The sequence below is a fragment of the Kitasatospora sp. NPDC041988 genome, from assembly GCF_055588525.1.
Window position 1 is genome coordinate 1 of sequence record NZ_JBVJCO010000061.1, and the last position, 19,676, is coordinate 19,676.

Genomic DNA, 19,676 nt, shown 5'->3' on the forward strand with positions numbered 1-19,676 from the left:
CTTGATGAAGCCGGTGTCGTCGAGGATCAGGACACCGTTGATCTCGCCGAGGCGTTCGGCGACGTAGTGCTGGAGCTCGTCGCGGATCTCGTCCGTGACCTGCGTATTCGGCCAGCTGCCAGCCGTTCCATGGGAAAATCTCACCAGTCCATACAGTCCGACCCCAATCAAGGAAAGAAGTGTTGCCACACCCGAAACTCTCTCCAGCAAGGGAGCCTCTGAGGGGCTAGCTTTTCGACTTGATTCATCGTCATCACTGGATGAGTTGGCCGCCTTCTGTCGATTTGGTAATTTCTGGACATGGGGTCGCGCCACGATATCCTCCGTAGCCGGAAGTCATCTGGGCAGTTTAGCCAGTTGTCGGGGTGGCGGCGAGTCAGGTGAGCCATGCGGAGTACCGTGAAAAAGGCATTCAAGCCAACCGTGCCCGCCTGACTGCGGTGCCGAACATCAAATCTGCTCCCAGGGTAAAATATTCTAGATCGAGGCTGCCGTGAAACATTCCCCGGGATGACTATCCGGCCGGCCAGGGTTGCTTGGTCACACCACGGGGAAACTCGGCCACATGGCCGGTCCTCCGCTGTTTCGGCTCCGCAGAGGCCTTACAAGCTCTGGGATAGCGCAGGTGACATCAACGGAGCTGGACACCCTTCCGCCTCCGGACCACCAAAGCCGAACACGCGGCCCGATGACTCCCATCCTCCGCGCACAGGGTTGCCCCCTGAAAGACGGGGGCGGTGGCTCAGTCGAACCGGATGTGCTTGGCCCCTGTCCAGGCACGGCGAAGGCGCCCTCGAAGTGCGCTTTCGGTGTTCGGGGCGAGCGTCAGTCCGGCAGAGACCGCGATATGATCGGCGACCTGCGGGATCGTGAGGCGGTCGGTCCACAGGTGCTCGGCGAACTCGGCCTCGCGCAGGCGCTCCAGACACAGGTCGAGTTTCGACAGGGCGAAGCTTTCCCGGCGCAAAGGGGCGTCCTTCCCGGCGACGAACCGCACGGCATGCCCGAAGCCGCGCTCGCGCAGCCGTTGCATCACAGTCCCGCGCTCGGCCAGCAACGCGAAGTGCCGGACGTCATGGCCGCGCTCCCGCAGCCGACCGACGGTCTCGCGGAAGTACGCTGGCTCCACGACCGTCATCGGCGCGATCACCACACCATCGTGCTCGGCGAGAGCACGGTCCAGCACCTCATAAACACCCTGCCGCCAGGCGGGAAGATCCTGGAAGTCCCCGCGCAGTGGTGGAGGCGTCATCCGGTGAAGGCCGAAACCCACGTGCTCGGGGTCGTAGATGACGCTGTCGGCAAGCCGCCGCTGAATCTCGTGCGCGGTCTGCGTCTTGCCACCGCCGAAGGGGCCGTTGATCCACAAGAGCATGCACAGACCCTACTGCGCTGATACGGCAACGAAGCCGGGTCCTCCTGGTCTGGGCCTCTCAGGGACCTGTCCGAGTGGCTCTCACTCAACGGTTCAGGCACGGATTCCGTGAAGGGATCACGAGTCTGCGACGGTCTGTGTTGACCGGGATCTTGCTCCGAAGAGTCTGCCGGACGACTCGCTGTGGGAGATGATGCTCGGCATGACGACTTGAAGAGCACCGGCCGGACGGCAGCATTGGCGGAAGGTCGGGGCCTGGGAGGCGGTGCCCGACGGCGATCGGCGAATGTGTGCCGACTGTGGAACGCCGGTCCGCTCGTACCAGTACCGTTTCCACCCGCCCGAGTCCTCCATGTTCGAGCGCTGCATCGGATTCGCTTGGTGTTCCGACTGCAGGATCTACTCGGGCAACATGGTGCACATCCCTCGGAAGCGAGCGCTGGTTGACGCGCTCGTTTCTCTTCCCCAGGAGCAACGGGAACGGCTTCTTCGTTCGGAAACGCGACTGATCGAGTTCCTGGATCGTCAGGCCCGAGGCGGCAGAGGTTAGTTCCCCACTTGGTTGCGCGTGCATCGACCGGCTGGAGTCACCCGTCGTGTGAGTGGTTGCGGGACAGGATGCAACGCTGCGAACGATCACGCTCGCCACCGCAGGAGCAATAGTCAAGATCTGTGGACGAGATGACGAGCGAGCAGGCTGCTGCGCCCAACGGGGTCGGTCCTATGCTGACGGTCGTGCAGCTACTGGGTGTAAGTAGTGAGGACGAGATGGTCGCCTGCTTCTTGAGCGGCGAGCTATCCAGCGGGAGGTTCGGCCAGAACCTCCGGTCCCACCTTGCGGCAGCCGGGCAAGCCGAGCAGCTGCTGACGCATCCGGACCTCTCCGACACTGGAGCGAACCTCGCACGTCGCGCTCTGCTCGCTGCCACGCGCGGGTACGGTGAGAACCGCGACCTGTTCGAGAACTTCCCCACTCACGTCAGGTGGACCAGGGCACTCTTGTCCGCCGACGAGGCGGCCGGCGTGCGCTACCTCGACTACTCCTACTGGGTCGAACTGTCGGGTGGCAGCCGCCAGCCGACCGACGCTGCCGCACGCATCAACGCAGGGCTACGGGCGTTCGACGTGCCCAACGAACCGTTCATCGACGCGGCCCACGCGCTCAGCAGAGGCGAGCGATTTCCTCCGCTCATCCTCGTCGGCGAGAGACAGGACAACCTGGTCTGCCTTGAGGGCCACCTGCGCTTGACCGCCTACGCCCTCGTCGGCTTCCCGACCGACATCGAGTGTCTGATCGGCACCGCGCCGGCCATGGGACGACGGGCCCGGTAGTCCAGCCGCACCAAGCTCTCGGTACCCCGAAGTAGCCCGACGGAGGACAGATCGGCTCAGCCATGGGTCCGGTGTGGCTCCTTCAGCCGTTCAAGCGGCCCGCTCCTCGCGTTCGACGAGGACGCCGCTCTCGAAGCGTGCGCCGGCGCGAACCAGGGGCACCAGATGGGCGCCGGTGATCGAACGCCATCGAGCCTGAGCTGACTCGACCAGCTTGAACACCATCGCGAGCGCGGCCGCCGGGCTGCCCGCACCTCGCGTGACCTTGGTCCTGAGCTTGACCGTCGAGAAGGTCGACTCGATGGGGTTCGTGGTCCGCAGGTGAATCCAGTGCTCGGCAGGGAAGTCGTAGAACGCGAGCAGCTCCTCCCGATCGTCGGTGATCTTCGCGACGGCCTTGGGGAACTTGGCGCCGTAGGTCTTCGCAAAGGCGTCGATCGCCTTCTCGGCGTGGCCGCGGTCCTCGGTGGTCAACCTGCCACACGCCACTGACAATGCGCACTGTGCTCCGGCGCTCCGCGCCTCCGAGCCAAGGATGCGTTTCCCTCCCGGCTGAAGCCGGGGATACCCACGCAAGATCTGGGATGGGACGCCGTGATTGATGAGTTCGGTGGCGTGGGCGTGGCGGAGCAGACGGGGTGGGCTCCGCGTCGGGCCGGGCCGAGGACGCAGAACTCGTTGCCTTCCGGGTCGGTCAGAACCTTCCACGGGAAGTCGCCCCGACCCGCCCTCAGCCGGCCGGGGTCGTGTCCCGCCGCGTGGCGTGGCCCGTGGGCATCGTGCGGGCGGCCCGGTACAACACACACCGGCGAAGCGGCCCTTCGGGCACGCTCGGATCCTCGAAGTCGTCGGCCGGGTCACGGGTCATGCCGATGCGGCGCATCACCGCCTGGGAGCGAAGGTTGCTGACGGTCGTCGATGCAACGACCTCCCGCAGACCGAGAGCCTCGAAGCCGAAGGCCAGGCAGGCCAGGGCCGCCTCGGTGGCGTAACCGTGCCCCCACGCCGAACGCTTCAACCGCCACCCGATGTCCACCCCCGCGAACGGCATGTCCTCGCCCACTTCGTCCAGGCCGACGCGGCCGATGAACTCGCCGCTTTCTCGTGCCTCGAGCGCCCACCACCCGAAGCCCCGCTCGTCGAACTCGGCCCGCATGAGTGCCACCGCCGCATCGCTTTGCTCCCGCGTCAGCAGTTCCCCCAGGTGTTCCCGGACTTCGGGGTCGGCGTTCATCGCCGCCCACGGTTCGAGGTCGCGCTCCCGCCACCGGCGAAGCAGGAGACGATCGGTACGCAGCTCTGGCATAGCGCCCAGCCAACGCCATCACGGCCAGGGTGTCGACCGGTTATCCCGAAACCTGCGGTGCCCGCGCACGCCGGCCGCACTGCGCAGATCTCCGCGACACGGGCCGGGCGAGGCCTGCACCACTGCGTGGAACGAGACCTCCCGGCAGAACCGCCGCTCCCGGGTACTGCTGCTTGTCATCGACGTTCCCGGGCCTCTCTACGACGAACCGATGCCAGGAACCACCGGCGTTCGCTCGCCGCTCCCACTGACTCGGCCGGCCGGGGCCCGGAAATCCTTCGGCACCAGCTGGTGGGTGAACCTCACTCAGGGCAGTTGGAACCGCAGGATTTCCCGTCACCCGCGGCCAGAACAGCCGGCATGCGGACACCAGGCGCGGCCGGGTGCAGCAAGGGTCCTGTGACCGGGGGGCGCGGTAGCGGCCGCCCTTCTTGGCCGAGCTTGCGCCAGCCTTTGAGTGCTGCGACGGCTTGTTCGACGAGGGCGCGGGATGAAGGACGCGACGGCCCGCCGGATGATCGGCCTCAGCAGGTCCCAGCGGGAGCTGACCGTCTGACACCGAAGACCGCACCCGCGACCTCCTGCATGAGGTTCTTGTGCAGGAGGCAGACCACCGGCATCACCGACTGGTGCAGCCCGATCGCCGCGGGCCGTCCGCCCCGGCCTCACGACCTCGCCGAGCAGTTCCACACACCGCCCGTACAGCAGAACCCGTTGCCCGCTGTCGAGCCCCGTGAGAGCATCAAGGTTCAACGGTCCGTCTCCTTTCGTTTACGCTTCGCAGCGCAAATGAAAGAGTGCGGGCCGTTGCCGTGTCCACGGTTTTGAGAATCCACCAGGATCTGCGAATGGCAGGTACCGTTTGATGTACACAACAGAGCTGACAGAAGCCTGCATCGAGGATGCGAGCAACATCTTGGTTGCGCCTTCGATATTGCTGGACAGTGACTTGATCAGGGACTTTTTCGGGTCCACAATCACGCCAGAGGACCTTGCTTCCGGTTCGCCCGACCTCGCGCAGAAGACCGTCTACCTGTGTGGCGATATATCCGGGATCAGCGGCCGCCAACTGCGTGCGGCTGCCCGGGTATTCGTTATCCGGGAGCTGTCACACGGTTACCACGAGGACGTCGAAAAACCTTGGACCCTCGTCGACCTCGGCCGAGTTCCCATCCGCGCACACGGCGTCGGCGTGTACTACCGCCGCTTTTTCGGACTCGGCGCCGATCACTTCGGACGGATCCGTGCGGAGCACGCGTTCCAGTCCCTGACGGAGTCCACCAAGTCTGGAACAGCCCATCGCAGCGGAATCTATCTGACGCCCGTCACACGAAACGGTGACGAACTGCATTTCCGCCTGCTTCGGTGCTCCACGAATCTCTCGGGGCCGACCGAGAGCTTTCGCCAGACCGACACTCACATCGTCGAGGCTCTGAACCGCGAGGCCGCCGCCGTCTTCCGGAACCAGGCCCCGCTAAATCACGTCCTCGCTCAGATCTACCACAACACCCTTGCCACGGCCGAGCGCAAGCAGTCCAAGGCCAAGATCTCGGCCCACGCCGACAAGACCAAGGACATGCCCGTCAATGGCGTCATGGCCTTCTGCACCTTCTATGACCGGCTCGACAAGCTGCAGCCCCTGACCGAAGACGCCTTCGACTACGGCGTGAAGGGTGCCAGCGGGCTGACCAAACTCCACTTTCGCCTCAAGGAGCGGACCGAAGAACCCGACGGGGTCGCGCTCCCCCCGCAGTTCACCCTGACTCTCTACCCCGGCTCCGTGTTCTTCATGCCGCTGTCCACCAACCGCCTGTATACGCACGAAATTCGCCCCTCGACGTTGGACGCCGAGCTGCTCCCGACCCGCCTGGGATACGTGGTGCGCTGTTCGAGCGCCGAAGCCGTTCACAAGAACGGCCACACGCTCCTCAAAATAGCCGGAGACTTGGTGAGACTGGGGCCGCCCACACCGGCCGGCATGAACGAGCTGCGCAGGCTGTACGCCGAGGAGAACAGGACCTCGTCCTTCATTGATTACGGCGACGAATTTCTCTTCAGCATGAACACGGGAGACTACTTTGCCCCTCGGGTCTAGGATATCGGATGAGATCCTCTCGTGCACTTTGCCAACCGAGGAGAATCTCTTTGCGGAGCTGTCCGCGTCGGCTCGTCTGGAAGGCGTAGGAAAAGGCCGGCGAGGCGCTGCGCTTACCAGGATCGACGAGGCGGGTGGTGTGCCTCTCGTACGTACTACCACTCGATACAGCAGCCCCACGCAGCGCTTCCGGGCGGTGCACGAACGACTGGCGCAACAGATCCAAGAGCGTGCGGCGCTTTCGGTCGGCTTCAACAACGCTCTCATCGAGAGCTACACGAACGCTTACAGAACCATGGGCAGCCATTCCGACCAAGCCCTCGATCTGGCCAACGAGTCGTTTATCGCCGTCTTCTCCTGCTACCAACATCCCGAAGCAAGCCCGCCAAGGAAGCTGATCTTCGAATCAAAGGGGTCCGGTGGCGAGAAGTTCGAGATCCCCCTCGCCCACAACAGTATCGTCGCGTTTTCCGTCGACTCGAATCGGCGACTCAAGCACAAAATCGTACTGGACACGCCCGCCCAGACGGCGGACAACCAATGGTTGGGTGTAACCTTTCGAACGTCGAAAACATTCGTTCGGTTTCGCGACGGACATGTATACCTCCCGCAGGGTGCGCGCCTCATGTCGGCCGACGATGAGCAGAGGCACGAGTTTTACCAACTACGGCGCCGTGAGAACAGTGAAACGGACTTCAGCTACCCCCTGCTGACGTACACCATCAGCGAGAGCGATCTGATGCCGCCCGTCTGACCTTGAGGGATTTTGAATAACCCTCCCGGTCTTGGTACGGCAGGGGCGTTTCAAAGTTCCGGTGATCATGTAGACGGGCTGATCAGGGGATGTTCAGGAAGTCGAGCGGCCGGTTGAAGGGGTCGTAGGAGACGTGGCGGAGTCCGGCGGCGATGTTGCGGTGCCCATGCTCCCGTAGCGTGTTGGTCGCCAGGTTGCGCAGGGTCGCCATGTTCTCGGGGCCGTGGCCGGTGTGGATCTTCGATGCGTCCTCGCCGAAGGTGGTGTCGCGGACCAAGTGGAGCCGGTTTTCGATGGTCCACTGCGACCTGGCGAGTTGGCCGAGCCGCTGGGGAGATGCCTGATGTGAGCACAGATCCGTGATCGCGTAGATGGTCTGGCGGTGCATGTGCCGCTCTTGAGGTCGGTGCGGTGTCGCAGGATGCGCACGGCCTGGGCGGCGTGGGGGAACTCCAGACCGAGGTCCGTGACGGTGAGGGCTCTGGTCGCCCGGGTCTCCCTGCGGCCGTGGCCGATCTCGCGGTCGTAGCGGCGGGCGGTGACGTCCTTCCACGGCAGTGACCGCAGCCGACGGTGGAGTTCGGGCTGGTTGGCCTTGACCACGAGCAGGTAGTGGGCCTTCTTCTCCTCCACCAGGAGGCGGGCGTGGTCGCGCTGGGTGTGCAGGGCGTCCGCAGTGACGGTGACCCCGGTCAGGCCGTAGGGCTCCAGCAGCGCGGCGAAGCAGATGATCTCGTTGGTCTTGTCGGGGACCCTCGGCTGGGTGACGGTCTGGCCGTCGCCAGTCATCGCGGCCAGGAGGTGGGCGGCGGGCATCTCGGCGTTGCGGGAGCCGCGTGGGTCACCCCCTCAACCGGGGCCTCGTTGCGTCAGAAACGGGCAGCCAACCGCCCTGACCGATACAAACCGCCCTTCGCCCGCCGCGCCGGATAGTCGATCAGTAAGCTGAGCTGCTGAAGCTCTGATCGTTCCATCACGACGAAGCTGGGGGCGTTCGTGTCGGATGCAGTGCTGAACATCGTGATCGGGCTTGTCACAAGCATTGTCAGCGGCAGCTCCGTGTGGGTCTGGAATCGGGCGAGGGGTGCCCGTCTCCTGCATCAGAAACAGGCGTTCCTCGGCCTGCGTCCTGGCGTGCCGTGCGTCATCATCCTGAACAGTCACTGGCAGATGCCCGCCGTCACCGACCACAGCGACGTGTACGCGATCATTGAGCTCGCGATGCTCGCCGAGGAGGCTGGGTGTCCGTTCTCCCTTGTCGCGGCTGACGCGCGTGAACTCAACGGGGATCGCACCGAGCTCAGCATCGGCGGACTGGGGTCGAACCAGCGGAACGTCGAGTACCTGGCCTCGCACCTGCCGGGCGTACAGGTCAATCCGGATGGTGACTTCACGGTCGGAGAGCAGCGGTTCCTGCACGATCAGGGGCGTAGAGACCATGCTCTGGTCGCGAAGTTCACCCCTCCGCAGTCCACGGAGCCGGTCCTGGTCATCATGGGGCAGTCGTCGATCGCGAACCAGGCGGCGGTGTACCTCCTCAAGCGCGACTACCGACGCCTGTCGAAGGCAGTCGCATCGCTCGATCGGTTCTGTCTCATGCTGCGGGTCGACTCGGCAGACACCTACGGCTACCAGGCGGTCGAGCTGGCTGCTGACCTGTCTGCGGTTGCCTTCTAGAGACGCCAGCGCCGATAAGACACGTGCTCACCTGTCAGGAACCCGCAGCTGGGCGATCGTCCGCTATATGCAAGCATCACGGCATGCGTGGGCGGCGGGCATCTCCGCGTGCTCTGCACCCTCCGCCCCTCTGTTGAGCGCCGCCGAACTCCAAGATCACCTGGACTTTGAAACGCCCCTGCCTGGCACGGGGTGACGCCGTTTTCTACTGCACGCCTGGAGCGGACGACGCCCATGGGAAGGGCAGCGTCGAGCACGAGGGCGGCATGAGCGTCCGCTACACGACCGCGACCGCGCTGGTGAAGAACTCGCCGAGGCCGAGGCTCACCGCAACCTGACCGCCGCCGCTCTCCTTCCCACGCCGCCGTGCAGCCGCTTGCGGCCGACCGGGGCAGCGCCGCCTCGACCGGTATCCGACCGGTCGCCCCCGACGCGGCGTGCACGGCCGAGCGGAGTCGTCAGGCGCGATCGCCCGGACGGCCCTACGGCCGCGGTCCCGTTGTTCGGCGGTGTCCGCCCCGGACGTCAGCCGGCGCCGACGGACCCACGCCGTGGCGGCCTCGGCAGGGAGCCGAGCGGCCGACGGCCACCCCGGTAGTGGGTCCGCCGGCGCCGGCCGATGCTGATGCCATGCACCGAGCGACCTCTCCCACAGTCAGGGCGCGCCGGCGTTCCACCCGCCGAAGGCACGCGTCGGCCTCGGCCGGCGCCACGTCTCCCCGGGCCCAACAGCGCCGTGACCTCGGAAAGAACCTGGCACCCTGGGCGGCGGCGCTGTCAGCCGTCGCGGCGGCCATCGGCCTGTTCTTCAGCGCCACGGTCGCGTCGTCGAGCGTCGACGCGACGCGCCAGCAGCTGGACCGCGACCGGCGCGCGCAAGCTGGACGGATCGGCTACTGGGAGGACCCGGCCGACGCGAGCCGCGACACACTGATCATCGCCAACCGCTCGCTGGATCCGGCGACCCGGACGGAGCTCTGGTTCTACGCACCGGATGCGGGCATCGACCCGGCCACGCTCGAATGGATCTTCCTCGGGCTCGACACCATCCCTCCCTGCACCCGGATGGTCTTCTCCCTGGCCGCCATCGACGGCTTCCTGGCGACGTACGGAGTCCGCCCGGGAGGGGCACCGGTGCGGGCGGTCCAGTTCTTCGACAGTGACGGCCGGCAGTGGACCCGCGACGAGAATGGGCTTCGCGCTGCCGAACACACGTTCGATGACCAGAAAGTCGACGGTGAGCAGCTGGTCACCACACCGGCCCGGACGGAACCGGCCGAGCACTGCGACAAGTAGCGGACCCGCCCATACACCGGGAGGACGTCAAGGCCCCCGCCCCGGGCGAGATCACCGTCCTCACCAACCACACCGATCCCAGGAGCAGCACGACAGCGAGACGGCCCGGCCCTGTCCCAGGGACTCGGGCGGTGTCGGCCCGGTCAGATCTGTCGGCCCGGTCAGATCTGCCGGTCCGGGTCGGAGAAGGTGAGGCCGCCGGCCGCGAGCGGGCGCCGGGCCGGGGCCGGTGCGGCCACGGTATCGCCGGGCGGCTGGCGGAAGTCGGCGCCCTGCTCGACCGGCGGCAGCCGGCGCCCAGCGGACTGGGCGGGGACGGGAGCGTCGGTGGCGGGCTCGGAGAAGGCGGGCAGCGAGAGACTGCGACGGTCAGGGGTCATGATCCCCAGTGTCTCAGCCCGAACGGGCAGAACGGACCAGAGCCCACAGGTCGGATCGTGACCCCGGCCTCGCGCTGCGGCCCCGGCGGGACGGGGACCCTCGTTCTGCACTCCGTGCTGGTGACGCCCATGGGCCCGCCGGTTGGCGGGCCCATGGGTCAGGCGTTCGGAGGCGTCAGGGCGAGGTTCCGGTGCTGCCCGGGCCGGCAGAGTGGAAGGCCACAGCGTAGGCGGCTGCGGTCTCGGCGATGCCGAGGCCAGCCGCAGCCGTGATCGGGTTTACCTTGGCGGCGGCCCCGGCTGCCCCGGCTGCCCCGGCTGAGCATCAGCACCACCGAGTCCCAGCCGCCGTCACGACATCCAGGACGGCCGCAGTCGCCGTGTGCGGTTGGTCTCGCGTTCCGGGTAGCGACTGCGCGTATGCGCAGGGTCTCGTCGCGGTCCCCGCGCCTCGTCCTCGACAGACGCCCGGCAACCCGGTAGTAAGCCCTACTTCGGTGCCTGGAAGCCGCCGATCTTCTGCTCGAGCAGTTCTGCCAGCCGCAGCGGGGTGCGGTCCTCGAACATCGGACCGATGAGCTGCACTCCCACCGGCAGGCCCTCGGGGGACCGGCCCGCTGGTACGGCGGTGGCGGGTAGGCCGGGCATGGTGGCCAGGCCAGCCCAGACGAGTTGGTCGAAGTACGGGTACGCGACACCGTCGACGTCGATCCGGCGTTCCAGCGGACTGGGACGGTGGTCGTGCGGGAACGCCGGAGTGGGTGTGACGGGGCACACCACGACGTCGAACTCGGCGAAGAGCTGCCGCCAGCCGTGTCGGTGGAGCTCGCGACGGCCGTTCACCTCGATCCAGTCGCCATGGCTGAGCACCATGCCGCGCAGCCGCGCCGCGTCGAGACTCCGGTCGTCCTCGCTCAGTGCGGCCACACGTGACTGCACCTGCTCGCGTGCTTCGACGGGAAAGCGTGCGACGGAGCTCGACACGAGCAACTGCATGTAGAGTGTCGCGGCTTCGCTCAGGTCGGGGAGCAGCGCGCTGTGCCGTTCGACGCGCGCCCCGCCGTCGGCCAGCGCGTCGGCCACGCGGTTGACGCCCGCCCGGACGGCGGATCCGGTCGCCATGAGCGGATGGTCCTCGATGACCAGGACCCTGAAGTCGCGGAGCTCCTCGTGACGCGCCGGCGGCAGCCGCAGGTCGTAGGCCACGCCGTGCGTCAGCGGGTCCGGTCCGGCCATGACGTCGAGCAGGAGCGGGAGGTCGCGGGCACTGCGTGCCATCGGACCGACGACGGCGAGGTCAAGGTCGACCGGCAATGCCGGCGCGGGCGGCGGGACCATACCGCGGTTCGCCGCCAGCCCGAGTGTCGGCTTGTGTGCGTAGACACCGCAGAAATGTGCGGGGGTGCGCAACGAACCGCCGATGTCGGAGCCGATGGACAGCGCGCCGAATCCGGACGCCAGGGCCGCCGCCGATCCGCCGGAGGATCCGCCCGGCGTGCGAGCGTGATCCCACGGGTTGTTGGTGGTGCCGTAGATCTCGTTGAAGCTCTGCACGTCTTGCAGCCCCAGGGGCACATTGGTCTTGCCGAGCACAACCGCGCCTGCGGCCTTGAGCCGCGACACCTGCACCGCGTCCTCGGCCGGCATGTAGTTCCGGTGCAGCGGGATGCCCCAGGTCGTGGGCAGCCCGGCGATGTCGTAGGACTCCTTGACCGTCACCGGAATGCCGAGCAGCGGTCGGTCCTCACCGCGGGCGCGCGCCTGGTCGGCACCGCGCGCGGCGGCCCGTGCACGGTCGAAGTCCGGCACACAGATCGCGTTGATCGCCTCGTCGTGCCGCTCGATACGGGCGATCGCCTCGTCGGTCAGCTCCGCCGAGGTCACTTCACCGGCACGCAAGGCAGCAGCCAGTTCTTCGGCCGTCTGAAAATTCCACTCCATGAATCCGACCGTACCGACCTCTCGAAGAGGTCATGAAATGCCGCTTCGCACAAGGGGATGGGTGTCCATGGATGGCCTTCGACCTGCGATGGTGCGCAGACACGTTCTCGACGGAGAGTCAAGAGACGCCGGAAGTCCGGCCCTCGAAGAGAGGACGGGCCGGATGGACCGGTGCCGCATTGATCGATGTTGCTTCCGTCTGGGAGGATGTCGTCCATGACGAACCGACGAAAGGCCTATGGCGCGTAGACGGCCAGGCCAGGTGCGCGCCAAGCTGTCGCGCAGGCTCCGCCCGGAGCATGGCAGGAAGACCGTTTCCGGGGTCTCGGCGCGCGCGCAGAGCGAGATTGCCACGTTCGAGGATTCACATCTGTGGCCAGGGGCCATCGCCGACGCGCTGACGCGATGGGTCGGCACCGTTCACGGGTCGGCCCGCGGGCTGACAGATCCGCAGCTCCGTGGCTGCGGAGTCGAGGCGTGCTGCCCCTCTGACGCCCATCCACGAGAGATGCTGGAGCAGGCTCTGTGCGGTCTTCCGCCGGGCGCGTCGCGGGAGCTCCGGCGACGGGTGCATCCTCTTGACGAGCTCTACTGCTCCCGCACGATCGTGGACTCCTATGGCGATCCGTCTCAGCCATGGTGGTTGCGGAGATGCTGAACCTCGGACAGGGGGATGCCCCGTAAACGCCCCTCCGCCGTCCGGCCGGAGTCCGGATCATGCCCGCGGTGCGGCACCAGGCAGGACTACTGCGAACGGTATGACGCAGCGCTGTGCGTTGTGTGCGACCAGTGGCGTGAAAGCGTCTGCGGCGATCCTGATTGCACGTATTGCCGACAACGGCCCGAACGGCCAAGCCTTGCCCGGGAACACGCCCCTGCTGAAGCCGTCCTGCGTCGGGCGGCCCGGCTGGCCGACCGGCGATCGGTGTGGTCCCGGCCGAGGGGCACGACCCGGTCACCTGATGGGTGACCGGGCTCCTCGGCCGGGGTGTTGCCGGGCTGCTTTCCGGCGGGTGGGTCCAGGAGTTGGGCTTCGAGGTCGGCGACGCGGCGGTCCTGGAACCGTGGGTTCAACCGCCTGCGGCGGGGGCATGCCGGATCCCTCGCTGCGATCGCACGCGGGTCGCCGAACAGTCGCGTCGAGGTCAGTGGGCGACATTCTCGGCCAGGTACTCCTCCCAGGTCCGCTTGCCCACCGCCCGGTCGGGTGCGGTCAGGGCGCCGGAACGGAAGCCTGCCCCGATCTTCCCCGGGATGAAGACCGGCAGGACGCGGCGGCGCTTGCCTGCCGCTCGCAGCCAGTCCTCGGCCAGCCGGCCGGCCGTGTACACCGTGGGCCCGGCGAGGTCCGGCACCCTCCCCCAGCCTCCGGCCGGGGGCTCCCCCTTGCCCGGCTCGCCCAGGGCCAACTCGACCAGCCGGTCCGCTACATCACCCTGGTGCACAGGCTGGCACTCGGTGCCGGTCGGCACGATGACCAGCGGCAGCTTCGACAGGACCCCGAAGGCCATGTTCAGCAGCTCGGGAAACTGCGTGGCCCGCAGATTGGTCCAGCCGATCCCCGAGGCGGCCAGCAGCCGCTCGCCCTCCAGCTTGATCCGGTAGTAGGGGTACGGGATACGGTCGATGCCGACGATCGAGATGTTCACGATGTGCTCGACCCCGGAGCGCCTCGCAGCCTCCAGCAGGTGCTTGAGGGCCGGGATGTCGTTCTTGAAGTGCCGGATGTCGCTCGCGCAGTGGATGACCGTGCGGACCCCGGCGAACGCCTCGTCCAGCCCGGTGCCGGCTGCCAGGTCACCGGTGCACCAGGCCACGCCCGGGTCGTCCGGCAGCGTGGCCCTGCGAGTGAGGGCCCGTACCGGCAGCCCGGTGCGGCGCACCCGGTCCAGCACCTCGCGGCCGAGCACACCTGTCGCACCGGTCACCATGATCGCGTCGTTCCTCATCAGCCACAGCCCTTCTCGTGTTGCCGTCACTGATGAAGAACCGACGACTCACTGATTCTGTGACAGCCTCGGCAGCTGATTCGCCAGAAAGGCCAGTTTGTCCGGGTTCCGGACGATCCTGATGCCGGTGATCCCGGCCTCGCCGACCTCCAGCGCACCGAACGAGGTCAGCTCGCCGCCCTCCCGGACGAGCACCACCGGACTGCCGTTCGCCTCGACGATCTCGATCCGCACCCCGCTCATCCACCGGGCGAACAGACCCGCCAGGAACCGGGCCACCATCTCCCGGCCGACGACCGGCCGCCGCGCCGCACCCACCTTGCCGCCGCCGTCCGACCACGCGACCACCTGGTCGGCGAGCAACGCCTCCAACTGCGGCATCGCCCCCTCCGCCGCCGCCTCCAGGAACCGGGTCAGCAGTTCGCCGCTCAGCTTCTGCGAGGAGACGAACCTCGGCCGGTCGTCCGTCAGATGCTGCTTGGCCCTGCGGTACAGCTGCCGCGCGTTCGCCTCCGAGCAGTCGAGCACGCCCGCGATGTCCCGATGGCTGTAGTCGAAGGCGTCGCGAAGCACCACAGCCGCCCGCTCCGGCGGCGTCAACCGCTCCATCATCACCAGCACCGCCAGCGACACCGCGTCCCGCTGCTCCGCCGTCTCCATCGGCCCGAGTGCCCCGCCGTCGGTCCGCACAGGCTCCGGCAGCCACGGCCCGACGTACTCCTCGCGCTGGACCCGCGCCGACGTCAGCCGGTTCAGACACAGATTGGTGAGCACCTTTGCCAGCCACGGCCCCGGCGCTACGACCTGGCCCGGCTCGGCCCCGTGCCACCGCAGGTAGGCATCCTGCACGGCGTCCTCTGCCTCCGTCGCCGACCCGAGCATCCGGTACGCCAACGAGAACAACCGGGGCCGGTGCTCCTCGAACTCCTGTGCCTTGTACATGGGTCACACGCTAGACGAGTCCGGGTAGCGATCTCGAACCTGCCCACCGGGAAACGATCACTCCGCGATCGGGGAGAACGGTCCGCCCACCTCCGTCACCCGCCCGTCCTGGCCGCCCGTCCTGGTCGCCTGGGCTGCCGATTGCGCCGAGCACGTACTCGCCGCATTGTCAGGGCCCGCTCGGCGCCAACGCGCCGGAAGCGAGATCCCCCTCCGCCGCCGGCTCGGCGTAGGACGGCAGTTCGCGCATCCGGCGCAGCGGCGACAGGAAGACGGGCAGGAAGGTGAGTGACTGGCCGACCGCCCCGGCCAGCAGCGTGCCGCGGACGCCGATCGTCGATCCGAGCAGGCCGCCGAGCAATGCCCCGAAGGGCATCGTGCCCCAGACCAGGAACCGCATCGTCGCGTTCATCCGGCCGAGCAGCCCGGGCGGGCACAGCGCCTGCCGGAAGCTGACCTGGTTGATGTTGTAGACCACGATGCCCATCCACATCGCGATCTGCGCGACCGCGAGCAGCCCCAGCGTCCAGTCACGGTGCACGAACGGGGTGACCAGCGCGCAGGGTCCGGCGACCGTGCTCGCGATCCAGATGGCCGGGCCCTGGCCGACCTTCGCCGCGAACCGTCCGGCCACCAGCGCACCGATCAGGCCACCCACCGCCGCGGTCGAGGTGAGCAGGCCGATGACGCCCGGCGAGAGCCGCAGTTGCCGGGCGAGCAGCACGTAGAAGACGGCGGAGATCACCGAACCGAAGAGGTTGGCCGAGCTGGTGCACATGGCGATGGCGCGGAGCATCCGGTTGCCGAGCACGAACCGCAGACCGTCGTGGATCTCCCGGAGCAGGTTGGGGTCGTGGCTGCGCTCAGGGCGCGGCGGCCGGACCTCGATCCGCGTCACCCACGCGGCCGACCACAGGAAGCTCAACGCGTCGACGAGCAGCGCGTAGGGCGCGGTGAGCGCCTGGACCAGCGCGCCGCCGAGGCTCGGGCCCGCGATCTGGCTGACCGACTCGCTGGCCTGGAGCTTCGCGTTGCCCTCGACCAGCAGCTCCCGGTCGACCAGCTGGGGCAGGTAGGACTGGTAGGCCACGTCGAAGAAGACCGTGCTCACCCCGGTGGCGAGCGCGACCACGTACAACTGCTCGATCGTCAGCACACCGAGGAGCTGACCCACCGGGACCCAGGCCAGCAGAGCGGCCCGAACCAGGTCGTTGACGATCAGCACCCAGCGGAAGCGCATCCGCTCCACCCACGCGCCGGCCGGCAGGCCCACCGCGACGAACGCCGCGGTCTCGCACGCCGCCAGCACCCCGACCTGCCAGGTACTGGCGTGCAGCACCAGGATCGCGACGAGGGGAAGCGCCAACTGGCTGACGGTCGTCCCGAACTGACTGATCGTCTCGCCGACCCACAGTCGACGGAAGTCGGCGTGCCGCCACAGTCCGCGGCGGCCGGTCGGCCGGGCGGGCGAGGGCTCGGGAGCAGTCATGGGAGCTACCCTGGAAGAGTGATTGGGTTTTGTCAATCACTCATCCTCCCGGCCCTTCGATAGGCTGCTGACCATGACCGAACGCCGGCCGGCGACCGACGCGGAGGCGAAGGCGCTCGCCTCCGCGCTCCGCCTGCGGATCCTGCGCATCTGCCTCGGCGAGGCGCGCACCAACAAGGAGATCGCGGCGATCCTCGGCTGCCATCCCGCCAGCGTGCTGCACCACACCAGGACGCTGGTGCGCACCGGTTTTCTGGAGGCCCAGGAGGAGCGACGCGGCGCGCGCGGCGCACGGGAGATTCCCTATCTCGCGACACGGAAGTCCTGGCAGCTCGATGCGGCCGCGCAGGACCGGTCGATGCTCGACGCCTTCCTGGAGGAGCTGGCCCTGGCCCCGGCGGCCGAGGTCGACAGCACCCGGCTCGGGCTGCGCCTGCCGCCGGCGGAGATGGAGGAGTTCCAGACCCGGCTCCACTCCCTGCTCGAGGAGTTCGCCGCCCGCCCGGACGACCCGACCGCGCCCGCCTGGTCGCTCTTCGTGGTGGTGCACCCAGACCCGAACCGGCCCTGACGGTCCGCCCCGGCCACGACCGGGCACGCATCGTCAGACCCGCGCGCGACGCGGGCGCGGGCGCCGGGCGCGGGCGCCGGGCGCGGGCGCCGGGGCGGCTCATGTGGGGTCGCTGTCGGCGGGTCCGATGGAGCGGGCTACGGCGAAGAGCCGTGCGCAGCGTTGCGTCATGGTCTCGGGTGACTGGTCGGGGTGGTTGATCCACCAGCGGACCAGGGCGGTGCACAGGCCGCGCCAGGCGTAGGTGAGGGCGTCGGCGTCGAGCGGGTCGCCGGATCCGGCCGCGTGCAGAAGGTCGGCGGTGCCGGTCGCGGCGAGGTCGTCGATGGCGTCGCGGTAGTGCGCCGCGCGGTGGGCGGCTTCGCTTCCGGGCGGCAGCGCGGCGTCGTAGAGGACGAACCATGCCTCGCGCTGTCCGTCCAGGGCGGTGAACAGGGCGTGCAGCACGCGCAGGGGGGTGGGCGGTGCGCCTGCGGCGTGTTCGGCCATCGCGGTGCGGACGGCGTCCAGCAGCCGGTCGCCGACCGGGTTCAGGCAGGCGAGATAGAGGTCCTGCTTGCTGCCGAAGTACTGGTGCAGGAGCGGTTTGGTGACGCCCACGCGGGCGGCGACGGCAGCCACGGTGGTGGCCTCGTAGCCGTGGCGGCCGAACTCCTCGGTGGCCACGGCCAGGACCTGTCGTTCTCGCTCGGCCCTGGGCACGCCCTTGGTGCCGGCCTTGGAGGAGGGGGGCGTTGTCATGAGCCCGATATTACCTTAGGGTAATTTTCCGTTGGGTAAGTTACCGGACCCCGCTGGGAGCACACTCATGCCTGTCGCCCCGCACGTCCCCGGCACCTCCCGTCCCCGCTCCTGGTGGGGCTGGGGCTACGCCGACGCCCACCCCGGGGACGCCGATTGCGCCGCACTGGGGGCCCTGCTGCCGGGCACCCGGGCCCGCCCGCTGCCGATCCCCCGGGTCGCCGACCTGTCCGTCGCCCGGCCCCGCGTGACACCGCCGCCGGCCCTGGCGCACCTGGTCACCGCCGACCCCGAGGCGCGCGCCGCCCACGCCATGGGCAAGGCCTACCGCGACGTCATCCGGGCCCTGCGCGGACGGCCGGGCCGGATCCCCGACCTGGTCGCCCGCCCGGCCGACGACCGGCAGGTGGCCGACCTGCTGGACTGGTCCGGCGAGCACGACGTGGCCGTCATCCCCTTCGGCGGCGGCTCCTCGGTCGTCGGCGGCGTCGAGTACCGCGGTGACGCCCACCGCGCCGTGCTGTCGCTCGACCTCACCTCCATGGACCGGGTCCTGGAGGTCGACACCGCCGGCCGCTCGGCCCGCATCCAGGCCGGCGCGCTCGGCCCGGTGCTGGAGGCGCAGCTGCGGCCCCACGGCCTCACCCTGCGCCACTTCCCGCAGAGCTTCGAGTTCTCCACCCTCGGCGGCTGGCTGGCCACCCGCGCCGGCGGCCACTATGCCACCGGCCACACCCGCATCGACGACTTCGTCCAGTCCCTGCGCGTGGTCACGCCCGCAGGGACCGGCACGTCCTGGCGGCTGCCCGCATCCGGCGCCGGACCGTCGCCCGACCGCCTGTTCCTCGGATCCGAAGGCGCGCTCGGCGTCATCACCGAGGCCTGGATGCGACTGCAGGAGCGCCCCCGGTACAAGGCCTCAACGTCCGTCGCCTTCGCCGACTTCCACCGCGCGCTGGACGCGGTGCGCGCCATCGCCCAGTCCGACCTCGCCCCGGCCAACTGCCGCCTGCTCGACCCCGGCGAGGCCCTGCTGTCCGGCGCCTCGCACGACGGCTCCGCCGTCCTGGTCCTGGGCTTCGAGTCCGCCACCGACCGCGTCGACGCCCGCCTCGCGAGCGCCCTGGACCTGGCCCGCGCCCACGGCGGCCGTGGTGGGGCGGCCGCGGCGGGGCGCGACGCCCCGGCCGATGCGGCCGTGGGCGCCTGGCGCTCGGCGTTCCTGCGCATGCCCTACCTGCGCGACGGCCTGGCCCGCATGGGCGCCGTCGTCGAGACCTTCGAGACCGCCGCCACCTGGGACGGCATCCCCGCCCTGATCGACGCCGTCCGCACCGAGGTCGCCGCCGCCGCCCTGAAGGCCACCGGACACCCGACCACCGTCAACTGCCGCCTCACCCACGTCTACCCCGACGGCGCCGCCCCCTACTTCACCGTGGCCGTCGCCGGCCGGGCGGGCGACGAGGTCGAGGTCTGGGACGACATCAAAGCCGCCGCGACCGACGTCCTGCACCGCCACCGCGCAACCATCACCCACCACCACGCCGTCGGCCGCGACCACCGCCCCGGCTACGACCGCCAACGCCCGGAGCCCTTCGCGCTGGCCCTGCGCGCCGCCAAGGACGCGCTGGACCCCCGTCACATCCTCAACCCGGGCGTCCTGCTCGACTGACGGGACGGCGTTCGATTGCGGCGCCGTGCCGATCACGTACGCGCCGCGGGTCTTGGCCATCTGCACCGCGAAGTGGCCGACCCCGCCGGCTGCCGCGTACTGGAGACCACCGACCTGTCGATCGACCCGGTCGCCCACCGGACCGGCTTCGGCTCC

16 protein-coding genes and 3 pseudogenes are annotated in these 19,676 nt (G+C 68.7%); 7 read left to right on the top strand and 12 right to left on the bottom strand.

Annotated features, from left to right (window positions below; translation table 11 throughout):
* Positions 1-127, bottom strand: a pseudogene (locus tag ACZ6NC_RS37595) (IS701 family transposase); the annotation flags it as partial.
* A gap of 615 nt (positions 128-742) precedes the next feature.
* Positions 743-1,375 (bottom strand): AAA family ATPase, encoded by a 633-nt coding sequence (locus ACZ6NC_RS37600; RefSeq protein WP_465738384.1) that lies wholly within the window; start codon positions 1,373-1,375, stop codon positions 743-745.
* Positions 1,376-2,056: 681 nt separating this feature from the next.
* Between ACZ6NC_RS37600 and ACZ6NC_RS37605 the strand changes: the two genes are divergently transcribed.
* The gene (locus ACZ6NC_RS37605; RefSeq protein WP_465738425.1) at positions 2,057-2,707 is read left to right on the top strand and encodes a hypothetical protein; all 651 of its coding nucleotides are present in this window, start codon (positions 2,057-2,059) and stop codon (positions 2,705-2,707) included.
* A gap of 90 nt (positions 2,708-2,797) precedes the next feature.
* Here ACZ6NC_RS37605 and ACZ6NC_RS37610 read toward each other — a convergent pair.
* Together ACZ6NC_RS37610 and ACZ6NC_RS37615 are read right to left on the bottom strand one after the other, a co-directional pair.
* Positions 2,798-3,172: pseudogene (locus ACZ6NC_RS37610) on the bottom strand (transposase); the annotation flags it as partial.
* Between the two features lie 265 nt (positions 3,173-3,437).
* Positions 3,438-4,013: a GNAT family N-acetyltransferase gene (locus ACZ6NC_RS37615; protein ID WP_465738385.1), complete on the bottom strand. Its 576-nt coding sequence runs from the start codon at positions 4,011-4,013 to the stop codon at positions 3,438-3,440.
* 865 nt (positions 4,014-4,878) lie between these two features.
* Between ACZ6NC_RS37615 and ACZ6NC_RS37620 the strand changes: the two genes are divergently transcribed.
* Both ACZ6NC_RS37620 and ACZ6NC_RS37625 read left to right on the top strand, forming a co-directional pair.
* Positions 4,879-6,108, top strand: coding sequence for a hypothetical protein (locus ACZ6NC_RS37620; RefSeq protein WP_465738386.1), 1,230 nt, complete (start codon positions 4,879-4,881; stop codon positions 6,106-6,108).
* On the top strand, positions 6,092-6,862 hold the full coding sequence (locus ACZ6NC_RS37625) for a hypothetical protein (protein ID WP_465738387.1): 771 nt from the start codon (positions 6,092-6,094) through the stop codon (positions 6,860-6,862). The genes ACZ6NC_RS37620 and ACZ6NC_RS37625 overlap by 17 nt, the downstream gene beginning before the upstream one ends.
* A gap of 82 nt (positions 6,863-6,944) precedes the next feature.
* Here ACZ6NC_RS37625 and ACZ6NC_RS37630 read toward each other — a convergent pair whose 3' ends face one another.
* Positions 6,945-7,250, bottom strand: a complete 306-nt coding sequence (locus ACZ6NC_RS37630) for a hypothetical protein (protein ID WP_465738388.1) — start codon at positions 7,248-7,250, stop codon at positions 6,945-6,947.
* A gap of 89 nt (positions 7,251-7,339) precedes the next feature.
* Positions 7,340-7,678, bottom strand: a pseudogene (locus ACZ6NC_RS37635) (transposase); the annotation flags it as partial.
* A 180-nt stretch (positions 7,679-7,858) separates the two neighbouring features.
* On the opposite strand from ACZ6NC_RS37635, the gene ACZ6NC_RS37640 reads away from it, so the two are divergent.
* Complete coding sequence (locus ACZ6NC_RS37640; protein ID WP_465738389.1) at positions 7,859-8,539, top strand: hypothetical protein; 681 nt, start codon at positions 7,859-7,861, stop codon at positions 8,537-8,539.
* Between the two features lie 630 nt (positions 8,540-9,169).
* Positions 9,170-9,835: a hypothetical protein gene (locus ACZ6NC_RS37645; RefSeq protein ID WP_465738390.1), complete on the top strand. Its 666-nt coding sequence runs from the start codon at positions 9,170-9,172 to the stop codon at positions 9,833-9,835.
* A gap of 161 nt (positions 9,836-9,996) precedes the next feature.
* Here ACZ6NC_RS37645 and ACZ6NC_RS37650 read toward each other — a convergent pair whose 3' ends face one another.
* From ACZ6NC_RS37650 to ACZ6NC_RS37670, 5 genes are all read right to left on the bottom strand, one after another.
* Positions 9,997-10,215: a hypothetical protein gene (locus ACZ6NC_RS37650; protein ID WP_465738391.1), complete on the bottom strand. Its 219-nt coding sequence runs from the start codon at positions 10,213-10,215 to the stop codon at positions 9,997-9,999.
* Positions 10,216-10,704: 489 nt separating this feature from the next.
* Positions 10,705-12,156, bottom strand: coding sequence for an amidase (locus ACZ6NC_RS37655; protein ID WP_465738392.1), 1,452 nt, complete (start codon positions 12,154-12,156; stop codon positions 10,705-10,707).
* 1,145 nt (positions 12,157-13,301) lie between these two features.
* Positions 13,302-14,105, bottom strand: coding sequence for an SDR family oxidoreductase (locus tag ACZ6NC_RS37660; RefSeq protein WP_465738393.1), 804 nt, complete (start codon positions 14,103-14,105; stop codon positions 13,302-13,304).
* Between the two features lie 48 nt (positions 14,106-14,153).
* Positions 14,154-15,047, bottom strand: a complete 894-nt coding sequence (locus ACZ6NC_RS37665) for an RNA polymerase sigma-70 factor (protein WP_465738394.1) — start codon at positions 15,045-15,047, stop codon at positions 14,154-14,156.
* Between the two features lie 169 nt (positions 15,048-15,216).
* Positions 15,217-16,536 (bottom strand): MFS transporter, encoded by a 1,320-nt coding sequence (locus ACZ6NC_RS37670; protein WP_465738395.1) that lies wholly within the window; start codon positions 16,534-16,536, stop codon positions 15,217-15,219.
* Positions 16,537-16,609: 73 nt separating this feature from the next.
* Here ACZ6NC_RS37670 and ACZ6NC_RS37675 point away from each other — a divergent pair, with 73 nt between their 5' ends.
* Complete coding sequence (locus tag ACZ6NC_RS37675; RefSeq protein ID WP_465738396.1) at positions 16,610-17,107, top strand: ArsR/SmtB family transcription factor; 498 nt, start codon at positions 16,610-16,612, stop codon at positions 17,105-17,107.
* A 99-nt stretch (positions 17,108-17,206) separates the two neighbouring features.
* On the opposite strand, the gene ACZ6NC_RS37680 is transcribed toward ACZ6NC_RS37675, so the two are convergent.
* Positions 17,207-17,848: a TetR/AcrR family transcriptional regulator gene (locus tag ACZ6NC_RS37680; protein ID WP_465738398.1), complete on the bottom strand. Its 642-nt coding sequence runs from the start codon at positions 17,846-17,848 to the stop codon at positions 17,207-17,209.
* A gap of 67 nt (positions 17,849-17,915) precedes the next feature.
* Here ACZ6NC_RS37680 and ACZ6NC_RS37685 point away from each other — a divergent pair, with 67 nt between their 5' ends.
* Positions 17,916-19,520, top strand: a complete 1,605-nt coding sequence (locus ACZ6NC_RS37685) for an FAD-binding oxidoreductase (RefSeq protein WP_465738399.1) — start codon at positions 17,916-17,918, stop codon at positions 19,518-19,520.
* Positions 19,521-19,676 lie beyond the last annotated feature (156 nt).